The organism is Micromonospora echinofusca (assembly GCF_017614955.1).
GTDB lineage: Bacteria > Actinomycetota > Actinomycetes > Mycobacteriales > Micromonosporaceae > Micromonospora > Micromonospora echinofusca_A.
The window spans coordinates 1-22,587 of record NZ_WVUH01000086.1 but is presented as its reverse complement, the minus strand read 5'-3'; the positions used below and the strand labels follow the sequence as shown (position 1 = coordinate 22,587).

The following is a 22,587-nucleotide window of genomic DNA, read 5'->3' as shown; positions in this document are numbered from 1 at the left end:
GTCTTTTCCCCAGTCGATGATGCCTTCGGTGGCGCCGGCGGTGGCGGCCCAGCCGGCGGGGGCTTCGCGGCGGCCGTTGAGGATGAGGTCGGCGGCGGCTTCGGCGGTCCACTCGTGCAGGGCGCCCTGTCCCATGTGGCTGGTGAGTTCGGCGGCGTTCTTGGCGGTGTGGTTGGTGATGGTGACGTCGAGGTGTTTGGCGGTCTGCTTGGCGAGGGTGGTGAGGGCGCCGAGGCCGGCGCCGACGCCGGCGCCGATGACGCCGGTGAGGATGGTGCTGAGGCTGCGTTCGGTGTCCCACTCGGTGCGGTCGCGCGTCATCTGAACGCTTTGGATGGCCACGTCGAGGGCTATCTGGGGAAAGATGTTCCAGAAGAGGGAGATGACGAGATGGCGGACGATCTGGACGGCGATGTGCCGGCCGAGGGCCTGTAGCGCGGTGATGGCGGGGACGACGGCGGGTGCGGCGGGGGTGGCGAGGAGCCAGAGGAGGTGGCCGATGTTGAGGGCGAGGATGCCGAGTTGGCCGATGATCATGGCTTTGGCGTACTCGACGTTGAGGGCGGCCTGCTGGGTGTAGGTGGTGAGGGCGGCGCTCGTGTCGCGGAGGGCTTTGATGTGGCCGGTGTCGACGAGTTGGTCGAGTCGGGTGGTGAAGGCGTCGGCGCCCTGACCGGTCCAGGAGGTGGTGACAGCCTGCCGGGCGGTGCGGATGGTGGTCTCGGTGTCGGCGAGTTGGGTGGTGAAGGCGTTCCACACGGTGGACAGGGCGCGGAGTTTGTCCTCGTCGGCTTCGGGCCAGGATTCCCCGGTGGTGATGAGGAACATGGTGCGGACCCAGTCGGGGATCTCCATGCCCATGAGGTGGTGTCCTCCAAGCGGTTCGGGTACCCAGGCCGCGTGTGCTGCTGTGTGACGGGTGTCGGTTACCCGCCTTCTGCTGCGGCCTCGGCTGGTGTCCGCGACGAGGCCGTCTTGCCGGGAGGGTGGTGACCAGGGTGTGGGCGGGATTCTGCCGCCGGCGACCGGTGGCGCGACAGGGCCTCGGGGGCCAGCCGGGACCCACAGTCCACAGTTCCGCCATGGGCCCGGGTGTCGGTGGACCGAGCGCGGCAGTCCGGGGAACGGCTGCTTCCAGTGCCGGGTACGGGGACACGTGAAGCGAGCACACGGCCCCGCGGAATCCGCGGGGCCGTGTGCTCCAAACTGCTACTGCGGCGGCTGCCTGTTACGGGGCGGCGTGCTGCTTCGCCCAGTTGATCATCGTGATGAAGCTGTACGGGGCGGTGTAGTGCGTGTTCAGGTCGTGACCGGTCTGCGGAATGACGGCCAGTTCGAAGCTGGGTGCGTTGGAGTGGAAGGACCCTTCCTTCAGCTCCAGAGCCGCCTTGTCACTGCAGTCGTTGGCGTCCGCGCAGAAGAGCGCGTCCTTGTCGCCGATGACGCTCAGTACGGGGACCGTGATGCTCTGCGTGGGGGCGGTCGCCAGCGGCGAGGAGAAGGCCGTGCCCAGTTCCAGCAGGAGCGGTGCGGGGAACGTGTCCCGGTTGTCCGTGTCGACCTGGATGACCGTGGCATCGGAGGTTGCCGGCCAGTAGAAGACCGGGCGGTCGGCGATGTTGGTCAGGTGGCCGTCGTCCAGGTTGAGCGAGGCGAACTTCGGGTCCTGGTTCGCCGGGAACGCGACGAACGATCCGGCGCCGGTGGCACTCAGGCCGTTGATGGCACCGGTGCTGATGATGGCGTCGGCGTCGTTGCTGTAGGTCCCCGCCAGTTCCCAGCCGGTCGCCGTGCCGAGCGAGTGACCGACGTAGATCACCTTCTCGAACGCGGTCCCACCGACCCCACCGGCGCGTAGTGCGGTGATCACGTCGTGGATGCCGTGGGCCAGTACCGAGAAGTTGATCAGGCTGCTGTGCGGACGCGAGCTACGCCCGGTGCCGATCTGGTCCAGGTTGAACGTGGCGTAGCCGGCCCGGTTGGCGAACTGCGCGTACGAGTACAACTGCGGCTGGTACGGGAAGTCCCAGTACGTCCGGTTGTAGGTGCCGCCGTGCACGAGTACCTGCACGGTCTCCGGCGTACCCGAGGCCGGCAGGCAGAGGTCACCCCGGATGAAGTAGTCGGCGGGCTGGCCCTCGGCCAGGGAGACCGGCACCGTGTACTCGGTGCAGTTCCTCGTCGACGGCGTCGCCGAAGCGGCACCGGTGACCGGCACCAGGCTTGCTGCCAACAGCAGCGTCGCTGCTGCGGCCAGCGCCGGTGTACGGAATCTACGCAGAGTCGTGGAACGTAACATGGAGTTCCCCCAAATAGCATCGCTGGCGGTGAAGGCGCGGGCGAAGGTAAACCATCGAGAATGGACCGGAATGAGCGTCCAGCCGTTCCGTTCTCCCTTGTCGACGGGAGTTGACGAAACACAATCTGCATCTGGGTGAGGAGTGAAGTCAAGCCGCGACCGGGCTTATGGGCCCATAGGCCCATGGGCCTGGCTGTGGCGGCAAATGGCCAGGTGAACCGCCTGTATTCCGTCCGGAAGTGAGCACGTAGGACAGCTTCCGGTCCGGAAACAAGGCTTTGTATTCATTGCGAATTCACGGTCAGCGGTTCATTTGTGCTGTGGGCACCAGCGGGCTGTTACGGGTGCGCTGGATGAGTACGACGCAGGCCAGCACCACCAGGGCTGCCGCGATCGAGGCAGGGGTGACGCTCTCGCCGAGCAGCAGCGCCGACCAGGCCAGGGTGAGTACCGGCTGGGCGAGCTGGATCTGACCGACCCGCGCGATGCCGCCCCGGGCGAGACCCGCGTACCAGGCGAAGAAGCCGAGGAACATGGAGACCGCGGTGAGGTAGCCGAACGCCGACCAGGCGGCGGCGCCGGCGCGCGGGGGATCGAGGACGGCGGCGGCGACCGTGACCGGCACGGTGACGGGCAGGGAGAGCAGTAGCGCCCAGCAGATCGTCCGGGCGCCGCCCAGTTCGCGGGCGAGTGCGCCGCCCTCGGCGTACCCCAGGCCGCAGAGTCCGACCGCCGCGAGCAGGAACAGGTCTGCGGTGGTCAGGCTCCCGCGCACCGTACCGCTGGTGACCAGGAAGGCGAGCACCGCCAGCAGCCCGCCGAGACTGGCGACCCAGAACAGCAGCGGTGGGCGCTCACCGGCCCGCAGTACCGCGAACACGGCGGTCATGGCCGGCAGCACGGTGACGACGACCGCGCCGTGCGTGGCGGTCTGGGAGGTCAGGGCCAGCGAGGTGAACAGCGGGAAGCCGACGACGACGCCGAGGGCGACGATCGACAGCCGTCGCCACTGATCGCGGCCGGGGCGCGGGGCGCCGGTGAGGCGCAGGTACCCCCAGGCCAGCAGCGCCGCGCCGACGGCCCGGCCGAAGGCCACGAACCACGGGTCGAGCTCCTGCACGGCGAGGCGGGTGGTGGGCAGCGAGAAGCTGAAGGCGAGCACGCCCAGGGCGCCGAGGGCGAGACCGGCGAAGCGGTCCACCGTTACCGTGATCGTGGCAGTAGCGCTACTCTTGTCCGTCATGAATGACGGTAACGCAGTAGACCGCGTTATCCAAGATCTGCGCCGGCTCGCGACCACCGTAGCGCCGGGCACCCGGCTGCCCTCGGTGCGCGAGCTGACCGCCCGGCACCGGGCCTCGCCGGTCACCGTCGCCGAGGCGATCCGGCAGTTGGTGGCGCAGGGCGTGGTCGAGACCCGGCCAGGCCGGGGTACCTTCGTCGCCGCCGCACCCGACGAACGGCGCGTCCCCGACCTGTCCTGGCAGACCGTGGCGCTCGGCCCCCGACTGCCCGGCGAGGACGAGATGCAGGCGCTCCTGGCGTTACCGCCGGCGGGGACGATCCCGCTCTCCGGCGGCTACCTGGACGTGGACCTCCAGCCAGCCGCCGCGCTCGGCGCCGCGCTCACCCGGGCTGCCCGGCAACCCGCGTCCTGGCAACGCGGTCCCGCCGACGGCCGCGAGGACCTCCGTGCCTGGTTCGCGCGCGAGGCCGGGGGCGGGTTACGCGCCGACGACATGGTGATCTGCCCCGGCGGACAGGCCGCGCTGGCGTCCGCACTGCGGGCGTTCGCCGTCCCCGGTGACACCCTGCTCGTCGAGTCGCCGACCTACCTGGGCGCCCTGGCCGCCGGCCGGGCGGCCGGTCTGCGGGTGGTGCCCGTGCCCGCCGACGCGGACGGGGTACGACCCGACCAGCTCGCTGCCGCGTTCGCCCGTACCGGTGCCCGGCTGTTCTACTGCCAGCCGTTGTACGCCAACCCGCACGGCGGGACGCTGGCAGAGCACCGCCGGGCCGGGGTCGCCGGGGCCGTACGCGACGCCGGGGCGTTCCTGATCGAGGACGACTACGCCCGGGACCTCACCATCGACGGGGAGGCCCCGCCCCCGCTGGCCGCCGACGACCCCGACGGGCACGTCGTCTACCTGCGTTCGCTGACCAAGTCCGTGGCTCCCGGGCTGCGGGTCGCCGCGATCGGCGCCCGTGGCCCGGCCGGCGCCCGGTTGCGGGCGGCCCGACGGCTCGACGACTTCTTCGTGGCCGGCCCGCTGCAACAGGCCACGCTGGAGTTCGTCACCGCCCCGGCCTGGGGGCGGCACCGCCGCGCCCTGCGCGGTGCGCTGCGGCTCCGGCGTGAGGCGCTGCTGACCGCGCTACGCCGGCGCCTGCCGGAACTCGCCGGGCAGGCGGTCCCGCGTGGCGGTCTGCACCTCTGGGTGCGCCTACCCGACGGCACCGACGACGTCGCGCTGGCCGCCGCCGCAGCCGCCGAGGGGGTCGTCGTCTTCCCCGGCCGCCCCTGGTACGCCGCCGAACCGCCGGCCCCGCACCTGCGCCTCACCTACGCCGCCGCCCCGGCGGACCTCATGGACGAGGCCGTCCGACGGCTCGCCCGTGCCGTCCACCGTCCCGACGCGGTGGGGCGGTCGGCCTGACCCGGCGGGACCGGTGCCGACCGTGACGGGCTACAGCCGGTGCCGGACCCAGACGTTGGGTTCGACGTAGACGGCGTGGTCGTGCGTGACGTCGCAGTGCACCGGGACCAGGGCTTCCGGTACGTGCACCGGCCCACTGGTGTCGAACGGCAGACCGGTCCAGCGACGCCAGTCCGCCAGGGTGCCCGTGATCGTCATCGACCGCTTCGCCACCTGCTCGATCCGCCCGCCGGCCCGTACGTGCACCCGCAGCCACGGGTCGACCGGCAGGCCGTCGGCGCGGACCTGTGCCGCGTACTCCGCCATGGGCAGGTCGGGATGGCGGTGCTTGCCGCTGGGGCGTACCGGTGCGACGAGCGTGTCGAAACCCTGCCGGGCGACGGCCTCCCGCATCGCGGCGAGCATCAGCGCCGACAGGCCGCCGCCACGCCGGTCCGGTCGGACGCAGATCTCGATCGCCGACACCAGGTTCGGGACGGCGCCGGTGAGCCGGCCGATGGTGGCCCGCTGGATCATCCGGTCCCAGCCACCGTCGGGCAGCTCCGTCTCCGTCCAGCGCAACGGGACGGCGTACGCCCGGGCGACGGCGCGGGTCGGGTCGGCCGGGTCGACGGCGGCGAACACCAACTCGGGGTAGAGGTCGTGGGCGACGGTGTAGTAGACCGCGCCCATCGGATCCCACAGCATGAACGGCGGCCACGCCCCGTCGAAGTCGTCGTCGAGCAGTGGGGCGAGGTCGGGCCGGTCCGCGAGGCTGGCGATGTCCAGGGTCACGGCAGGCAAGGTATCGGCCCGCATCGTGCACCGCACGTCAATTCGTGCGCCGGAGCGCGCAGCGCGCGCTCCGGCGACCCGTCGTCGTCAGCCGTTGTTGTCGATCAGGCTGGCGATCTCGTTGTAGATCAGGTGGGCCTTGGCGCCCTGGTTCGACGGGCAGCCGCCGAGGTGGTGCAGGGCGATGACCCGGTGGCTGGAGTTGAGCACCGGCGAACCGGAGTTGCCGCCGGAGGTGTCACAGCTGTAGCTGATGTTCCAGCTGTTGTAGTTGGCGTTCTTGACGGTGCACAGGGTGCCACCCTGGGTATCCTCGTAGATCGACAGTCGCTTCGGGCTGCCGTCGCCGTGCCCCGGGATGTACATCCGGGTGCCCGTGCTGGTGGCCGTCGTCGCCAGGTACAGCGTGCCGAACCCCTGGATCGAGGTGAAGTTGTTCACCGAGTACAGGGCGTAGTCCAGCTCGCCGGAGCCGCCGCTGCTCACCTTGTACAGCGTGGCGCCGCTGACCTTGGTGCCCGGGCCGGGGTTGTTGCCCCCGCAGGTGGCGCACTGGTAGTTGAACTGCATCTCGCTGCCGCTGACCGCGGACTGGGTCGAGAAGCAGTGCTTGTTGGTCAGCATGCGGTTGGTGTTGCCGACCCGCCAGGTGGTGCACATGCCACCGCCGCTGATCAGCAGCCGCGCCACGGCGTTGCCCCGGGCGTACTCGGTGGGGTGGCTGCTCTGGTAGCAGACCACGTCACGACGGGCGTCGGTGCTGCAGACGGACTGCGTGGAGAAGTTGTACTGGCTGATCTCCGCGCGGTCGTAGCCCCGCCAGAACCGGTCGATGGTCGCGGCGGTGCCCCGGGAGGTGCGGTTGCTGTGCAGGGTCACCACTGCCGTGTCGCCCTCCACCGACATCGCCCAGAAGCCGGGCTGCCCGTCGGTGGTGTAGTCCGAGCCGGTCGCCCGGTCCAGGTGGCGGTCGTACCGGTAGCTCTCCCGGCCGTCGGGGCTGGACACGGTGACGTACTCGCCGTTGGCCAGTCGCAGCGCGCCGAAGTGCACCTTGACGTACGTCGCGCCGGGGTGGTGGATGATCTGCGTCCGGCCGTCCCGGGCGTACGACAGCGCGCCGTCGACGGTGCGCAGTTCACCGACCGTCGTGACACCCTCGGCCGAGAACTGCGCCGACTCGGCCGCCCGCTCGGACGGCGGGGTGAGCGGCTGGACCGGGGACGCCTCGGCGGCGGGTACCGACAGCAGGCTCAGCCCCAGCGTGCAGGCGCCGAGTGTGACCGCCACCGTTCGTAGGCGGCGTAGGGCAGTTTTCATGGTTGCTCCTCCCCGGGAATGAGCACGTCGATGTGCTTTCCGCCTTCATACCGGAAGACCGGGAGGAAATCAAAGATTCCAATATATCGATATCACTGGGACCCGGGTCGGCCCGGGCGGCTCAGTCGGCCTTCACCGCGAGCACCGGGCAGGACACCCGGAGCAGGATCTCCTGCGCGGTCGAGCCCATGATCAGCTTTCCGACCGGGGTGCGGTGCCGGATGCCGATGACCACCAGCGAGACCTCCTCCGTGTCGGCGATCTCCGCGATCTCCTCGGCCGCGTCCCGCCCCCGCACCAACTGCCGGACGGTGTGCGGCACCCCCTCGGCGGTCAACTCGCGGACCACCCGGGTCAGCTCGTCCTCCGCAGCCAGCCGCGGGTCGACGTAGGCGTCACCCCGGGACGTGTTCACCACCAGCACCGGTTCGTTGCGGAACCGGGCCTGCTGCACGGCGGCCCGCAGGGCCGCCCGGCCCAGCGCCGAGGGAACATAACCCACCAACACGGTCATGGGTTCACCAGCCTCTCCCGGACAGGTCGGATGACGAAGCGGCCGAGCAGCGGCCAGAACAGCATCACCAGGATCACCGCGTAGACCGTCCAGGAGACCCACCCGCCGATCAGGCCGGTCAGCTCTCCTCCGGAGAGCTGCAACGCCCGCCGGCCCTGTAGTTCGGCGCGCGACCCGAGGACCACCCCGACGATCAGCGGCAGGATCGGCAGCCCGAAACGCCGCATGGCGAACCCGAGCAGGCCGAGGACGAGCAGCAGGAACAGGTCGAACGGCTGGGCGTTCACGGCGTACGCGCCCATCGAGGCGAAGAAGAGGATCCCGGCGTACAGGTACGGGCGGGGGATCCGGAGCAGCCGTGCCCAGGCCGGCGCGAGGGGCAGGTTCAGGACCAGCAGCAGCAGGTTGCCGACGAAGAGACTGGCGATCAGCGTCCACACCAGACCCGATTCGCGCTCGAACAACAGCGGACCGGGCTGGATGCCGTACTGCTGGAAGGCCGCCAGCATCACTGCGGCGGTGGCGTTGGTGGGCAGGCCGATGGCCAGCATCGGCACCAGCGTGCCGGCGGCCGAGGCGTTGTTGGCCGCCTCCGGCCCGGCGACCCCCTCGATCGCGCCCCGGCCGAACTCCTCCGGGTGCTTCGTCAGCTTCTTCTCCGTGGCGTACGACAGGAACGTCGGGATCTCCGCCCCGCCCGCCGGCAGCGCCCCGAACGGGAACCCGTACGCGGTACCCCGTAGCCACGGCTTCCAGGACCGCTGCCAGTCCTGCCGTCCCATCCAGGGCCGCCCCACCGGGATCACCTCGGCGGCGCGGCGGCGCAGGTGCGCGGCGATCCAGAGCGCCTCGCCGACGGCGAAGACGCCGACCGCCACCACGACCACGTCGATCCCATCGGCGAGCTGCGGGACGCCCAGGGTGAGCCGCTGCTGACCGCTCACCGAGTCGATCCCGATCGTGCCGATGACCAGACCGATCAGCAGGGCGGCGAAGCCGCGTACCCGGGACGCGCCGAGCACCGCCGTGACCGCCACGAACGACAGCAGCATCAGCGCGAAGTAGTCCGGTGCGCCGAGACTGACCGCGAACCGCACCACCGGCGGGGTGACCACCACCAGCAGCAGGGTGGCGATGGTGCCGGCGACGAACGAGCCGATCGCGGCGGTGGCCAGCGCCTGCGCCGCCCGGCCCGCCTTCGCCATCCGGTTGCCCTCGATCGCGGTGATCACCGAGGACGACTCGCCCGGGGTGTTCAGCAGGATCGAGGTGGTGGAGCCGCCGTACATGCCGCCGTAGAAGATGCCGGCGAACATGATGAACGCCTGAGCCGGCTCCATCCCGTAGGTCACCGGTAGCAGCAGCGCCACCGTCATCGCCGGACCGATCCCGGGCAGTACGCCGACGGCGGTGCCGATGGTCACCCCGAGCAGTGCGATCAGCAGGTTCATCGGAGTCAGCACGTTGGCGAACCCGTCGAGCAGGTTTCCCAGGTTGTCCATCACAGGATCCCTTGCAGCACGCCTGCGGGCAGGTTCACGCCGAGCCCGATGGCGAACGTGTAGAAGGTGATCAACGACAGCGCGACGGCGATCAGCAGGTTGCGCACGTGGTGCCGGTTGCCCAGCGCGAACGCCGAGCCCCAGAAGAGCAGCGTCCCGCTGATCACCCAGCCGAGCCGGTCGATGAGCACCGCGTTGACCAGGAAGGCACCGATCAGCAGCAGCACGGTCCGCCAGTCGATCGGGCTGCTCAGGTCGACGTCCTCGCCGGCCTCCGGCTCCCCGGCGCCGCCCCGGGCGACATCCACCGCGTAGATCGCGGCGACGACCAGCAGCAGCACCCCGAGCAGGATCGGTACCGGCTTCGGGCCGATCGGGTCGGCCGCGCTGATCGCGTGCCCGGTGCGTGCCGCGTCGACGATGACCAGCCCGCCGACCAGGGCGAGAAACGCGCAGACGCCGTACTGCGCCCGGTCGGACTGCCCGGTGGTGGCCGTACCCTCGACGGGGTCCGGACCGGCGGCGACCGGCGGCGTGGCGCCGCTGTCGTCCGGCGGGGTCGTCGTCATCCGGATCATGCCAACCCGAGCTGCTTGAGCAGATCGGCCACGGCCCGGTCCTGTTCGGTGAGGAACGTAGCGAACTCGTCACCGGTGACGAAGGCGTCGGTCCAGCCCCGTTTGGTCAGCTCGGCCTTCCACTGCTCGGACTCGTGCATCCTGGTCAGCACGTCGATCCAGACCTTCCGGTCGGCGTCGCTGATGCCCGGCGGTGCGACGATGCCCCGCCAGTTGGTGAAGACCAGGTCGATGCCGGACGACTTCAAGGTCGGCACGTCCCGGAGCGCGGCGACCGGTGCTGCGCTGGTGACCGCGAGGACCCGGATCTGCCCGGCCTCGACCTGGTCGAGGAACTCGCCGAAGCCACTGGCACCGAAGGCGACCTTGCCACCGAGGACGGCCGGCAGCAGCTCGCCGCCGCCGTCGTACGAGACGTAGTTGACCTGGCGGGGGTCGATGCCGACGCTCTTGGCGAGCTGCATCGGCAGCAGGTGGTCCGGGCCACCGGGGGAGGAGCCGCCGCCGACCGCGATGCCCTTGGGGTTCGCCCGCCAGGCGGCGACGAGGTCGCCGATGGTCCGGTACGGCGAGTCCTTCGGTACCACGATCGCGCCGGCCTCCTCGATCAGCTTGGCCAGCGGGGTGGTCTGGGTGAGTGTCGCCGTCGACTTCGAGGTGTACGAGGCGCCGACGACGCCCAACCCCATCTGCATGGCGAGCTTGCCGTTGCCCTTCTCGTTCACCGTGCGTTGCAGACCGACGGTGCCGCCCGCCCCCGGCAGGTTGAAGACCTGCACACCGGTGGCGATCTTGGCGTCCTCCAGTACCTTTGCTGCGGTCCGGGCCGTGGTGTCGTACCCCCCACCCGGGGTGTTCGGCACCATGATCCGTAGTCCGGTGGCGGGTCCGCCCGCGTTGCCGGACCCGCCCTCGTCCTTCTCCGCGGTGGCCCCACAGGCGCCCGACGCGAGTACCGTGGCGGCGGCGAAGCCCACGAACAGCAGTTCTCTCCGAGTTGCCATCTTGTTTCTCTTCCGTTTCGAGTCAGGCCAGCGGCAAGATGATGGCCCTCGGACGAACCCCACGTCTGCCTTGTGTCAACAGCGGAAATTGAGGTCTTTGTGGTCGCGGTCACTTCCCGCCGTACGCTGGCCGGGCAGTTGCTCGTACTCCAGCTCGCGATCATCGTGGTCGTGCTGGTCGCGGTGGCCGCTGTCTCCCTGGCCCAGTCCGCGGCCACCTTCAACCGGGTCGAGGGGCGCCGGGTGGCCGCGCTCGGCGAGCAGCTCGCCGGCAGTCCGCTGCTGCGCGAGCGGCTCAACCAGCCGGCACCGGCGGAACTCGTCGCACCGCTGGTGCAGAACGCGCTCACCCAGTCCGGGGTGACCTCGGTGACCGTGGCCGACGCCCGGGGGCGGGTGGTCAGCTCCACCGACCCGACCCTGGTCGGGAGCCCGCTCGTGCTCGGCGACCCGGGGGTGGGGCGCGGGCGGAGCTGGTCCGGTGAGCTGGCGGTCGGTGACTCGCGGGAACTGGTCGCCCAGGTACCGGTGCTCGGTGACCGCAAGGACGACCTCGGCCGGCAGCTCGGCGTGGTGATGATCGGAGAGGCGTCGCCGACCTGGGCGCAGCGGCTGGTGGGTGCCTCGTCGTATTTGTTCACCTATCTGGGTATCGCCAGTCTGCTCGGGGTCGTCGGCTCCTGGCTGCTGGCCCGTCGGATCAAGCGGCAGACCCTGGGCCTGGAGCCCCGGGAGATCGCCGGCCTGGCCGAGCACCGGGAGGCGCTGCTGCACGGCATCGCCGAGGGGGTGATCGCACTCGATCCGCAGCAGCGGATCACCCTGGTCAACGCGGTCGGCCGACGTCTGCTCGACCTGCCCGAGCACTGCCTCGGCCGGACCCTGGCCGAACTGGGGATCTCCGGGCGGCTGCGGGACGTACTGGCCGGCGCCGACCATGATCCGCAGGCCCGGGACGAGGTGGTGCTGCGGGCCGGCCGGGTGCTGGTGATGAACCGGATGACCGTCAGCAAGGACGGCCACCGGCTCGGCTCGGTCACCACCCTGCGGGACCGCACCGAGCTGGCCCGCCTGGAACAGGAGATCGGCTCCTTTCGCAGCACCACCGAACTGCTGCGCGCCCAGACCCATGAGTTCGCCAACCAGCTGCACACCATCTCCGGGCTCATCCAGATCGGCGAGCACGACGAGGTGGTGCGGTACGTCGAAGCGCTGAGCCGGCACCGCGCCTCCCTCGACCTCACCGTCAGCAGCCGGATCCACGACACCGCAGTGGCGGCCCTGCTGATGGCGAAGTCGGCGTTGGCCGCCGAGCGTCGGGTGGAGCTGCGGATCTCCGAGCGGACCGGCCTGGACCGGTTGACGCCGGCAGTGGCCGCCGACGTCGCGACGGTGCTGGGTAACCTGGTCGACAACGCGGTCGAGGCGGTGGCCGGCAGCCGGGAGAGCTGCACCACGTCGCCGCCGGACCACCCGGACGGCGCCGCGTCCGACGGCGTGGCACCGGACGGCGGTGAGCTGCCGGGCGGCCCCGCCTGGGTGGAGGTCGAGCTACGCCAGGACGCCGCCTCGGTGGAGATCGTGGTCCGGGACTCCGGGCCGGGAGTCGCGCCGCAACTGGCCCAGGAGGTCTTCGCGCACGGCTTCACCACCAAGGCGGCGCGTGGCGGCGAACGGGGCATCGGACTGGCGCTGACCCGCCTGGTCTGCCACCGCCGAGGTGGCGAGGTCGCGGCGACGAACACCGAGGAGGGTGCGATGTTCACGGCCCGGATGTCGGTGACCCCGGTGCCGGAGGGGAGCCGATGATCGACGTCCTGGTGGTCGACGACGACTTCATGGTGGCCCGCATCCACCGGGGCTTCGTCGAGCGGCTCGACGGCTTCCGGGTGGTGGGTTCGGCCAGTACCGGCGAGGAGGCGGTCGCCTGCGTCGAGCGGCTCCGCCCCGACCTGGTACTGCTCGACCTCTACCTGCCGGACATGTTCGGTCTGGACGTGGTGACCCGGATACGGGCCGCCCGGCACGACTGCGACGTGCTGGTGATCAGCGCGGCCCGGGAGGTGGAGACGGTACGACGGGCGGTCCGCTACGGCGCGGTCAACTACCTGCTCAAGCCGTTCGGCTTCGACGAACTGCGGACCCGGTTGGAGCAGTACGCGGCCCGCCGTAACTCGCTACGCGCCACGGTGGTCAGCGACCAGGCCGACGTGGACCGGGTCCTGTCCCGCAGCGGCTCGCACAGCACCACCCCCGCGCTGCCCCGGGGCCTCAGCGCGGAGACCGCCGAACTGGTGGAACGCGCACTGCGACAGCACTCCACGACGCTCTCCGCCGCCGAGTGCGCCAGCGCGGTGGGCATCTCCCGGGTCAGTGCGCGGCGCTACCTGGAACACTTCGCCGACACCGGACGGGCGGCGGTGAGTCTCCGGTACGGCTCCGCCGGCCGCCCGGAACGCCGGTACAGCTGGGCCTCCTGAGCGCCTGCCGCAGGTCGTACCGGCATCCCGGGACGCCCAACCACCCGTTCAGTCCACGATGTTCACGTAGAAGCTGTCCCGGTCCTCGTAGAGGATCCGGTCCCAGAACAGGTACCAGCGCAGGTAGCTGCCGGCGCGGCTGTTGTGCGTCGCGTCGACCCCCTGCACCGAGAAGTCCCAGATCGGGCTCGCCGCGCCCTCCATGGTGGCCGCGAACGGGTACTCGTCGCACTGTTCCTCGTCGATCGGCGGGACGAACTGCGCGCACGTCGAGCGGACGACCGCCCGGTTCGGCCCCTCGTCCGACGTCGGGATGCGGTGCAGGCCGTTGTCGGTCGGCGCGCCGTCCCGGTACGCGCCCGGAATCAGCTTCGGATCCTGCGCGGGCGGAAAGGTGCTGTCCGGGAAGTACTGCGCCCGGCGGATGTGCAGGGCGACGTCCCGCACACTGACCTCGCTCGGTGCGTCGACCTGGTAGGTGAGGTACGGGATCACGTCGTCGTTGATGCAGGCCCGGGGCCGGTTGGCGAAGTACGTCGCCGAGTCGCAGCGGACGAGGTGGTACGCGGTCCGCCCCGCGTCACTCCAGACCGGTGCCTCGTCGCTGACGACCTTGGCGGTCAGCCGCCACCGGTGCCGCGAGAGCAGGTCGGGCCGGGTGCTCTTCGTCTCGTCCGACGTGATCAACCAGGTGTTCCAGGTGTCGTCGCCGGTCCACCCGGTCAGCGACCGGTCGACCGGATCACCGTTGATCCGGCAACCGTCGTCGTGGCCGACGTCGGCGCACTCGGGTACCAGCGAGAACCGGGTGTCGTCCGGGTCCCCGTAGACGCCCCAGTGCGCGCCGACCGAGGTCCGTTTCAGCTCGATCAGGATCGTGCGACCGTGGTAGTCGCCCCAGGCCACCGCGACGTACTGGAGGCTGGCCTCGCCGATCAGCTGGCCGGAGGTGTCCCACGCCTGTGCGGTGAAGCCGTGCTCCTGGCACCAGACCAGGCGGTGGAACACGTGCCCACGGGAGCCGTCGGCCCGGGGGTCGTTCCGGCACTGCTCGATGATCCCGTCGGCCGGGTCGGACACGGCCCGGACCGCACCGGCCTGGCGTACCGCTGCCTGTCGGAGCCCCGCGCGGTCGAGTCCGGTGGGATCGCCGATCCGGGCCATGTTGCTGTAGGAGTGGCTGCCGACCGCGGCGGCCGTGTGCCGGCCGGCGTCGGACGTGGCCGCCGCCCGGTTGCCCGCCGGGTCGCCGGGCCCGACCCCGGCCGCCGGTGCGGTACCGGTCGGTGCCACCGTCGTGGCCAGCAGGCCGACGGTGACCACAGCGGCGACCCTCGCGCGTCGCCGGGCTCGTGGTGCGTTCACGATGTCCGTCCCCTCTCGTTCGTCGTCGCGACCCCGACCTGCGCGGAGCGGTGGGGCGCGGACCGTCCGGCCGCCGGGACCATGCGGAACCGGTGGTGGAGAGCGGTACGGCACCCACCGGTGACCAACGACCGAGGGTGGGTCGTCGTGTCGTCGGCGGTCCGGCGCCGGTCGGTGACGAACGGTTTCCGGCGTTCCCCGGATGATCGTTCCGCCGTCGGGCGGAGGTTCCGACCGGCGGTACCGGAACTGGTGCCGAACGGTCGATTTCCGCAGCCGTGCGTACACAGAGGAGAGTCGGCCCCCTACTGTGTCATCCGGCACGCCGGCGGGGGACGCTGCCGGGGCCGACCCGGTGGCGCGATCCAGGCGTTTACAGGGGGTTTCAGGATGTACGTACGGAGCCGCGTCCTCGCGGGTCTGGTCGTCGGGACGGTCGTGCTGATCGGCCAACCGGCGACTGCGGGCACGGCGGCGGGTGAACCTGCGGGCACCGGTGCCCGCCCCGCCAGGACAACGGCCGCCGGTACCGGCGCCCAACTGGTCGCGATGGCGACCCAACCGGCACCGGGGCACACCGGGCTGGTACCGAACACGCCGCGTAACGACGTACCGCGGATCACCGACGGCGAGATCACCGACATCGAGCTGGTCGGGAACCGGGTCTTCATCGCCGGCTCCTTCACGTCGATCGCCAACGTCGGCGGGTCGCCGGTCGCGCAGCGGTCGCTGGCCTCGTACAACATCGACACGGGCCTGATCGACACCGGTTTCACACCGACCTTCGACGGCTCCGTGGAGGCGATCGAGGCGTCCCCGGACGGGTCGGCGCTCTACGTCGCCGGATCGTTCAACACGGTCGGTGGACTGACGAAGCGCAAGATCGCACGGCTCGACCCGGTCACCGGCGCCCCGGTGGCCGGGTTCACCGCCCAGGGCAACGGTCGCGGCACCGCGCTCGCCGTGAGTGGCACCGCCGTGTACGTGGGCGGCCAGTTCACGAAGATCAACGGCGTGGACCGCGTCGGGCTCGCCGCGCTCAACCCCGGCACGGGTGCGGTCGACAGCGGCTTCAACCTGCCGCTGTCCGGCGGTATCGGCGTCGGCGGCATGCTCACCGTGCAGCAGCTCAAGCTGACGCACGACGGCAGCAAGCTGCTGGTGGTGCACACCGGCCGGCAGATCGCCGGCCAGGACCGCTACGGCGTGGGCCTGATCGGCACCGCCACCAAAACGCTGCTGCCCTGGCGTACCCGGCTGTGGGAGGACTACCTCTCCTTCGTCGGCGGCATCCAGCGGGTCTTCGCCGGTGACATCGCCCCGGACGACTCGTACTTCGTGGTGACCAGCGGCTCGGGCGGCGACCGCCCGCCGATCAACGACACCGCGATCAGGTTCCCGCTGGCCGGCAACGACAACGTCGAACCGACCTGGGTGTCCCGGCACTTCGACAGCATCTACTCCGTCGCCGTCACCGAGACGGCGGTCTACGTCGGTGGCCACTTCAGCTGGCAGGAGTCACCGACCTCGCCCGTACCGTGGCCCGGCCTGGACAACGTCGGATACGGCACCGGTCAGGGGCTCAGCGGGTACGGCCTCGGCGACCAGGTGGTCCGCCGCGACCACCTCGGCGCGCTCGACCCGACCACCGGTACGGCACTCGAATGGAACCCCGGGTCGAGCTCGTACGAGGGGGAGAAGGCGCTCCTGGCCACCTCCCGGGGCCTCTTCGTCGGCGGCGACGGCAACACCAAGGGTGGTCTGCCGGTGGGTCGGGTCGGGTTCTTCGACCTCAGCCGGGTACCGGCACCCTCGCCGGTCGACACGGCGATCGTCACGCCCATCGAGGGCACGGTCAAACCCGCCAACGCGCCGTTCGTGATCGACGGTACGGCCACCGCGCCCTCCGGGATCACCAAGGTCCAGATCGAGATCCAGAACCGGAACTCCAAGCAGTACCTCCAGGACGACCTCACCACCTGGGGCGCCTTCAACGGCATCAACGCCACGCTCGCCGCGCCGAACGCCCCCGCGAGCTCGTGGTCGCTCTCGGTGTCCCTGCCCGCCGGGGAGTACCAGGTCCTGGCGAAGACCTTCGGGGCCAGCGGGGAGAGCGACACCACGAAGGCGATCAAGAAGATCGAGACCTTCAGCTTCGACGACCTGCCGCCGACCACGAACATCAGCACCCCGGCCGCCGGGCTGAACCCGGCCCTCAGTTTCGTCGCCACCGGTACCGCCACCGACGACAAGGGCGTCACCGCGCTGACGTACTCGTTCCGGGACGGGGAGAACCGGTACCTCCAGGACGACGGGACGGTCGCCCCGGTCTACAACACGTTCCGGGGCGAGCCGGACGTGATCGGCGCGCTGTCGACCACCTGGCAGTTCGAGGTGACCCTGCCCGCCGAGGGCGAATGGCGGATGACCGCCACCGCCATCGACACCGCCGGACAGAGTGACCTGCGGGGCGACAACCAGGACTGGATCGTCTCGACCACGGGTGTCGCGCCGTCGGTGACCATCAGCGCACCCGCGCCGATGACCCCGCCCACCGCCGCCACGCCGATCACCGTCGCGCCGGGCGCCCCGATCACCTTCTCCGGTACCGCCAGCGACGACGGCACCCTGAAGTCGGTCGAGATCTACCTGCGCAACACCACCACCCGGGAATCGCTGGCCGCCGACGGCACCTGGAGCGTCGACTCGGTCACCGCGTACCACCGGGTCTCGCCGACCAACCTCAACGCCGCGTCGTACACCTGGTCCTACACCACCGTGCCGCTCACGCCCGGCGTGTACGACTTCCGGGTCCGGGCCACCGACAACCTGGGCCTGACCACGTCCTCCGCCAACCTGGGCCGGCTCACCGTCACCGCCCAGGTACCCGGGGACGCCTTCCCGAACGGTCTGCTCAGTTTCACCGGCACCGACCAGAACGTCGAGCAGCTGCACCTCAACCTGGCCGGTACGGCGACCGACGACAAGGGCGTGCAGAGCGTGCGGGTGGCGCTGCGGGACCTGGACACCGGCCGGTACGTGCAGCCGAACGGCACCATGGCGGCGAGCTTCGCCACGGTGAACGCCACGCTCGCCTCGCCCGGCGCGACGAGCACCACGTTCACGCTGTCGATCGACCTGCCGACCAAGGGTGAGTACAGCGTCGAGGCGTGGGCCGTCGACACGGCGGGTCAGCAGGACGGCTCGACCTCCGGCGCCACCGCCAAGTACCTGGTGTACCCGGGCGACCTCGACCCGCGACTGGAACCGAGCCTCAGCCCGCAGAGCGGTGCGGTCTTCACCGACTCCCGGGTCGTGGTCACCGGACGGGCGGTGGACGACGTCGGGATGCTCCGGGTGGAGGTGCAGATCGTCAACAGCGCGGGGCGGGGGATGAACTCCTCGGGCGTCTTCGTGACGGGCAACGCGCCCTGGATCTCGACCTTCCTCACCAGCCCGGGATCCCCGGGGTCCAACTTCGCGTACACCTCACCGGTGATTCCGGCGGGGACGTACACCGTCGTGGTCCGGGCCGTCGACAACTACGGTCAGCTCCAGCAGCCGCCGACGAGCATCCCGGTGACCGTGAGCTGAACCGACCGGCGCGGACCGGTCCGACCCCCGGGCGGTGACCCTGGGGCGGGCCGGTCCGCGCCGCGTCGGTACCCGCCGTCCGGCCGCGCGGTCAGTTCCCGTCGGTCCTCTCCCACGCGGCGGCGACCAGGGCGGGGAGGACCTGTGCGGCGGTACCGCGCAGGTTGACGGCGGTGACCGGGTCGAGCGGGGTCGGCTCCGGGTTCACCTGGATCACGGTGGCGCCCGCGCGGGCCGCGATCCGGGGGACCTCGGCCGCCGGGTACACGACACCGGAGGTGCCGACCGTCAGCAGCACGTCGCAGGTGGCGGCGGCCTCGACCGCCGCGGTCAACGCCGCCTCGGGCAGGGCCTCACCGAACCACACCACCCCGGGGCGGACGAGCGCCGCGCAGGACACGCAGCGGGGCGGCGGGATCCGCCCACCCTCGGCCAGTTCGGTGACCGCACCCTCCGGCAGGTCCGGGAACGTCGCCGGGTGCCCGGCGGCGGCTACGCACCGGGGCGCGAAGAGGCTGCCGTGCAGGTGGATCGGCGCCCGGGTACCGGCTCGTTCGTGCAGGTCGTCGACGTTCTGGGTGACGACGGTGCCGGCGGGTGCCCGGTCGACGATGGTGGTGATCGCCCGGTGACCCGGGTTGGGCGTCGCCCGGCGTACCCGCGCCCGACGCCACTCGTACCACCCCCAGACCAGGTCCGGGTCGGCGTGGAACGCCTCCGGGGTGGCGAGCTGTGCGGCGTCGAACCGGGCCCAGAGGCCGGTCAGGTCGTCCCGGAAGGTGGGCACACCGCTCTCGGCGGAGATTCCCGCGCCGGTGAAGACGACGACCCGGTGGGCGTCGCCGAGGCTCCGGGCGGCCTGGTGCAGCAGAACGCTATCCATGCATGGAGATCCTGCCAGCCCGGTACGGTGACCGGCGCGGGACCGGGGTCAGGCACGACCGCCGGGTCCGGCCGGCCGGACCCCGCCCCGCCCGGCCCCGACGAGCCGGGCCAGCAGGGTCACGCCCTGGACCACGATGCCGACCACCGTCCCGGCGATCGACACGGCCAGCACCACGCGGGCGACCAGCGGCCAGTCGACGGACGGATCCGGGAAGGCGAACGGGAAGACCTCCCACAACCGCACCAGCGCGGCCAGGCCGACCACGCTCGTCGCCAGGTCGCCGAGCGACCTCCACCACGGTGCGTCGTAGCGCAGGTAGGTGGCGGTGACGACGACACCGGCCACGATCGAGGCGTTGACCAGCCCGACCACCTGACCGGCGGCGTCGGTCAGGAACGGCACGGCCCGCCAGCCGGGTCGTCCGTTGATCAGAGTCAGCAGCACGACGTTGACGGTGATCGCGGCCAGGTAGCCGAACCTGCGGGCTCCGACGGATGGTCGACGTGCCGGCGCGAATGACATCATCGCGTCCTCCTCTGCCCGGACGAGGTCCCATCCCGACACTAGGTCGACGGTCGGTGCCGGGTCAGAGGCGAAGGTCCGCCCCGCGTGGGCCCTTCACTTCTGTACCTGTACGGACGTACGAGAAACGGGGTTGTCATGGCGTACCTCTTCCTTGCGATCGCCATCTCGGCCGAGGTGGCCGGGACGAGCATCCTCAAGGCGACGGAGGGCTTCACCCGGCTGTGGCCCACCGTCGGACTGATCGCCGCCTACGCCACCTCGTTCGTCTGCCTCGCCCAGGCGGTCAGGGAGATCCCGGTCGGGGTGGCCTACGCGATGTGGTCCGGGCTCGGCACGGCCGCCATCGTCGCGATCGGCGCGACGTTCCTCGGTGAACCACTGACCCTCACCAAGGTCGTCGGGGTCGGCATCATCATCGCCGGGGTCGTGCTGCTCAACCTCGGCGGTGCCCATTGACCACCGGTCGTGCACGGCGGCCCGTGGCCCAGGCCGAACACCCTGACCGTCGGCGCGGCCGTGGCGGCTCCCGCCGGGCCACGGCCGCGCCTGGGGCCGTCACTGGGGTACGGCCTCCACGACCTCGGCGACGTTGCCGCTGTAGCAGGTGGTGGTGGCGACGTTCGGGGCGGTGACCGTCTGGTACCCGTTGACGACGTAGGTCCCGCCGGTCTGGAGGTTGCGGCACTGGATCCGGACCCGGTAGCTGCCGGTGTCACACTGCACCCGCCCCCGGCCGTAGTAGTGGTTGCTGCCCTCGTGGACCCACTCCATCCACGGTGCGCAGCCGGTGACACCGGTGCCCGGCGGGTCCTGCACGGCGTACACCTTCTCCGCGACGTTGCCCGTGTAGCAGGTGGTGGTGGCGGTGGTCGGGGCGTTGACGGCCTGGCTGCCGTAGACGACGTAGCCCACCCCGGTCTGGGCGTTGCGGCACTGGATCTTCACCTTGTACCGGCCGGTCGTGCAGGTCACCTTGCCCCGACCGTAGTAGTAGTTGCTCCCCTCGGCGACCCACTCGATCGAGGTGGTGCACCCGGTGGGCGCGGACAGGGTGGACACCGTGGTGGCGGCAGCGGGGGCGGGCTCGGCCGCCGGTGCCGCCTGGGCGGGAGCCGACAGGGCGGACAGGCCGAGAAGGGCCACGGCGAGCGCCGGGAAGGTACGCCTGAACAAGACAGTCTCCTGAGGACCGTAGGGATCAAGATTTTCGTCGCGAAGGGGCCATGCTAGGAGATTTATCGATGTCCGTCGAGATGGAGGTTCGGGCGGACCTGAGTCAGGGCCGAAGCGCGCGCAGGAACGCCACGGCCATCGTGCGGCGTGTCGGCGTCCCGGCCGCGACCAGCGCGGTCATGTAGGCGTCGAGACGCCCGCGCTCCTCCTCGGTCAGCGCGGCGGCGATCGCCTCGCCGTAGGTGGGGACGAGCGGGTTGGGGGCCACCCGCTTGAGAACCTCCCAGTCGTCGAGCGGTTCGGCCGGCACGTCGACCTGGGCGCGGTAGTCCAGCTCCACCGCCTCGAACCCCGCGTCCACCGCCCAGGCGAGCAGGTTGCGCTCGTCGAAGTCGACCATCGGCCGCTCGGCCGCCTCCGTGGGGCCCCGATACACGTCCCGGACCCGGGCCAGCAGGTCGTCGACGGGTGAGCCACCGCGCAGTCCGAACAGGTCGTCGGGGCAGTACTCGTGCGTGAAGCGGTTGATCGGCTCGAAGATGGACAACCGGCCACCCGGTTTGAGCACCCGGAAGAACGCGGCGAACGCGGCGAATTTGCGGTCGGAGTACATGAGAGCCGACCGGGTGGTGACGACGTCGACGGAGGCGTCCGCGATGCCGGCCAGATCCTCGGCTGCGGCCTGGACGAAACTGCACCGCTCGTCACCGTCGGCGGTACGTCGGCAGTGGTCGAGCAGGTCCTGCGACACGTCACTGAAGATGACCCGGCCATCCGGGCCGAGCCGGTCGAGCGCACCGAACCCGATCAGTCCGGTCCCGCAACCGACATCGAGAAGCACGTCGTCGGGGCCGAGGCCGGCCCGGTCCAGGACGCCGTCCCGGAACCAGGCCAGGTCCGGGGCGTACCGGGCCCGCAGGTCGGCGCTGTCGCCGTCCCGGCGCGTGAGCAGCCACTGTGCCCATTGGTCGGTTGCCATCGGGCCACGATAGCCGTGAGCGGGAAGGCCCACCATGGCGCGGGAAGCCCGGTAGCCATGGACAATCAGCTCCAGGCGCGGCTGACCGTGCGATCACGGACGGACACCCAGGAGGCACGGGTGCAGGAGAAGCGGGAAACCGCAGAACGCCTCACATTGGTGACCACCGTCGGACCGTGGTTCCACCTCGACCAACCGGTGCTGGTCGGACGCGGGCAGACCTACTGGGTCGACAACAGGACGAGCGAACTGTGCATTGACCGGGGCGACGGTCGAATCACCCGGGTAGCCGGCTGGGTCTGTCGCTGAGCCAGCAGAGACGGTGTTGATCAGGCCGGGGCCTGTGCCACTCCGAGTTGTTCCCGCACGGTGCGGGACGGGTAGAGGCTCACCGGAGCGGCCCTCACGGCGGCAGCAGGTCAGCGCGTACCAGGATCTGGGTCTGCCGGCCCGGCCCGCCGTCCTCGGTCAGGCGGAAGCCTTCCAGCCACACCCGGCCGTAGTCCTGCCGCTGGTTCGCCACCAGCCGCACCCCGGTCACCCGCAACGTCACCGGCCCGTCAGCGGGATTCACCCGATCCGCCGGTCGGATGTGCATCACCGCGCCGAGCCGTACCCGGATGTCAAACACCACGCCCCCTCACCGCCCGCACGGCCTGCGCCTCTGAACGACGGCTGACCACCCGGATCCCGGCGATCAACACGAACACCTCCCGCCGCGCGGTAGCTGCCCCCGCCTGGTCCAGGACGTAACCGGTCAACCAGACCCAGTGGTCGTAGGTGGGCTTGTCACACACCGACACCACCCGCAACCGCAACGCCCGATCCCCACCGAACTGCGGCGACGCCCGACCGTCGAGGAACACCACATCCCCCGGAGCGGGTACACCCGGCCGCTGCCGCACCACCCGACCCGCCGAGGGTCGGGGCGCCGGGG

22 protein-coding genes are annotated in these 22,587 nt (G+C 70.9%); 6 read left to right on the top strand and 16 right to left on the bottom strand.

Translation table 11 applies throughout. The features are described 5' to 3' along the window. The 3 genes from GSF22_RS12605 to GSF22_RS12595 all read right to left on the bottom strand — a co-directional run. The coding region (locus tag GSF22_RS12605) for a hypothetical protein (protein WP_208813728.1) at positions 1-861 on the bottom strand (861 nt) is incomplete at its 3' end. Between the two features lie 367 nt (positions 862-1,228). Further along, the gene (locus GSF22_RS12600) at positions 1,229-2,233 is read right to left on the bottom strand and encodes an alpha/beta hydrolase (RefSeq protein ID WP_208813727.1); all 1,005 of its coding nucleotides are present in this window, start codon (positions 2,231-2,233) and stop codon (positions 1,229-1,231) included. A 367-nt stretch (positions 2,234-2,600) separates the two neighbouring features. Continuing rightward, complete coding sequence (locus tag GSF22_RS12595; protein WP_208813726.1) at positions 2,601-3,542, bottom strand: DMT family transporter; 942 nt, start codon at positions 3,540-3,542, stop codon at positions 2,601-2,603. Between GSF22_RS12595 and GSF22_RS12590 the strand changes: the two genes are divergently transcribed. Beyond that, complete coding sequence (locus tag GSF22_RS12590) at positions 3,541-4,956, top strand: aminotransferase-like domain-containing protein (RefSeq protein WP_208813725.1); 1,416 nt, start codon at positions 3,541-3,543, stop codon at positions 4,954-4,956. The genes GSF22_RS12595 and GSF22_RS12590 overlap by 2 nt on opposite strands. Before the next feature lie 30 nt (positions 4,957-4,986). Here GSF22_RS12590 and GSF22_RS12585 read toward each other — a convergent pair whose 3' ends face one another. The 6 genes from GSF22_RS12585 to GSF22_RS12560 all read right to left on the bottom strand — a co-directional run bounded on the left by GSF22_RS12585 (position 4,987) and on the right by GSF22_RS12560 (position 10,648). Then, on the bottom strand, positions 4,987-5,730 hold the full coding sequence (locus GSF22_RS12585) for an N-acetyltransferase (protein ID WP_307803954.1): 744 nt from the start codon (positions 5,728-5,730) through the stop codon (positions 4,987-4,989). Positions 5,731-5,817: 87 nt separating this feature from the next. Next, entirely contained in the window at positions 5,818-7,050 is a 1,233-nt protein-coding gene (locus GSF22_RS12580; RefSeq protein ID WP_208813723.1) for a trypsin-like serine peptidase, read from the bottom strand. Positions 7,051-7,171: 121 nt separating this feature from the next. Next, entirely contained in the window at positions 7,172-7,564 is a 393-nt protein-coding gene (locus tag GSF22_RS12575; RefSeq protein WP_208813722.1) for a universal stress protein, read from the bottom strand. Next, on the bottom strand, positions 7,561-9,066 hold the full coding sequence (locus GSF22_RS12570; RefSeq protein ID WP_208813721.1) for a tripartite tricarboxylate transporter permease: 1,506 nt from the start codon (positions 9,064-9,066) through the stop codon (positions 7,561-7,563). The genes GSF22_RS12575 and GSF22_RS12570 overlap by 4 nt, the downstream gene beginning before the upstream one ends. After that, positions 9,066-9,635: a tripartite tricarboxylate transporter TctB family protein gene (locus tag GSF22_RS12565; protein WP_244367271.1), complete on the bottom strand. Its 570-nt coding sequence runs from the start codon at positions 9,633-9,635 to the stop codon at positions 9,066-9,068. Before GSF22_RS12565 ends, GSF22_RS12570 begins: the two co-directional genes overlap by 1 nt. Positions 9,636-9,640: 5 nt before the next feature. Continuing rightward, a complete protein-coding gene (locus tag GSF22_RS12560; protein ID WP_208813720.1) occupies positions 9,641-10,648 on the bottom strand; it encodes a Bug family tripartite tricarboxylate transporter substrate binding protein in 1,008 nt (335 codons plus the stop codon). Positions 10,649-10,747: 99 nt separating this feature from the next. Between GSF22_RS12560 and GSF22_RS12555 the strand changes: the two genes are divergently transcribed. Continuing rightward, complete coding sequence (locus GSF22_RS12555; RefSeq protein WP_208813719.1) at positions 10,748-12,457, top strand: sensor histidine kinase; 1,710 nt, start codon at positions 10,748-10,750, stop codon at positions 12,455-12,457. After that, a complete protein-coding gene (locus GSF22_RS12550) occupies positions 12,454-13,128 on the top strand; it encodes a response regulator (RefSeq protein WP_208813718.1) in 675 nt (224 codons plus the stop codon). Before GSF22_RS12555 ends, GSF22_RS12550 begins: the two co-directional genes overlap by 4 nt. A gap of 48 nt (positions 13,129-13,176) precedes the next feature. Here GSF22_RS12550 and GSF22_RS12545 read toward each other — a convergent pair whose 3' ends face one another. Further along, positions 13,177-14,493, bottom strand: coding sequence for a NucA/NucB deoxyribonuclease domain-containing protein (locus GSF22_RS12545; RefSeq protein ID WP_208813717.1), 1,317 nt, complete (start codon positions 14,491-14,493; stop codon positions 13,177-13,179). Positions 14,494-14,883: 390 nt separating this feature from the next. On the opposite strand from GSF22_RS12545, the gene GSF22_RS12540 reads away from it, so the two are divergent. After that, on the top strand, positions 14,884-18,087 hold the full coding sequence (locus GSF22_RS12540) for an Ig-like domain-containing protein (protein WP_208813716.1): 3,204 nt from the start codon (positions 14,884-14,886) through the stop codon (positions 18,085-18,087). 91 nt (positions 18,088-18,178) lie between these two features. Here GSF22_RS12540 and GSF22_RS12535 read toward each other — a convergent pair whose 3' ends face one another. Both GSF22_RS12535 and GSF22_RS12530 read right to left on the bottom strand, forming a co-directional pair. Further along, the gene (locus GSF22_RS12535; RefSeq protein ID WP_208813715.1) at positions 18,179-18,970 is read right to left on the bottom strand and encodes an SIR2 family NAD-dependent protein deacylase; all 792 of its coding nucleotides are present in this window, start codon (positions 18,968-18,970) and stop codon (positions 18,179-18,181) included. 48 nt (positions 18,971-19,018) lie between these two features. Next, positions 19,019-19,498, bottom strand: a complete 480-nt coding sequence (locus GSF22_RS12530) for a hypothetical protein (protein WP_208813714.1) — start codon at positions 19,496-19,498, stop codon at positions 19,019-19,021. A 135-nt stretch (positions 19,499-19,633) separates the two neighbouring features. Here GSF22_RS12530 and GSF22_RS12525 point away from each other — a divergent pair, with 135 nt between their 5' ends. Beyond that, on the top strand, positions 19,634-19,954 hold the full coding sequence (locus GSF22_RS12525; RefSeq protein WP_208813713.1) for a DMT family transporter: 321 nt from the start codon (positions 19,634-19,636) through the stop codon (positions 19,952-19,954). 99 nt (positions 19,955-20,053) lie between these two features. On the opposite strand, the gene GSF22_RS12520 is transcribed toward GSF22_RS12525, so the two are convergent. After that, positions 20,054-20,671, bottom strand: coding sequence for a hypothetical protein (locus tag GSF22_RS12520; protein ID WP_208813712.1), 618 nt, complete (start codon positions 20,669-20,671; stop codon positions 20,054-20,056). Positions 20,672-20,774: 103 nt separating this feature from the next. Continuing rightward, on the bottom strand, positions 20,775-21,650 hold the full coding sequence (locus tag GSF22_RS12515) for a class I SAM-dependent methyltransferase (RefSeq protein ID WP_208813711.1): 876 nt from the start codon (positions 21,648-21,650) through the stop codon (positions 20,775-20,777). 15 nt (positions 21,651-21,665) lie between these two features. On the opposite strand from GSF22_RS12515, the gene GSF22_RS12510 reads away from it, so the two are divergent. Next, positions 21,666-21,959 (top strand): hypothetical protein, encoded by a 294-nt coding sequence (locus GSF22_RS12510; RefSeq protein WP_208813710.1) that lies wholly within the window; start codon positions 21,666-21,668, stop codon positions 21,957-21,959. Between the two features lie 94 nt (positions 21,960-22,053). Here the strand turns inward: GSF22_RS12510 and GSF22_RS12505 are convergent, their stop codons facing one another. After that, a complete protein-coding gene (locus GSF22_RS12505) occupies positions 22,054-22,284 on the bottom strand; it encodes a hypothetical protein (protein WP_307803952.1) in 231 nt (76 codons plus the stop codon). Next, the coding region (locus tag GSF22_RS12500; RefSeq protein ID WP_244367269.1) for a hypothetical protein at positions 22,274-22,587 on the bottom strand (314 nt) is incomplete at its 5' end. The genes GSF22_RS12500 and GSF22_RS12505, both read right to left, overlap by 11 nt.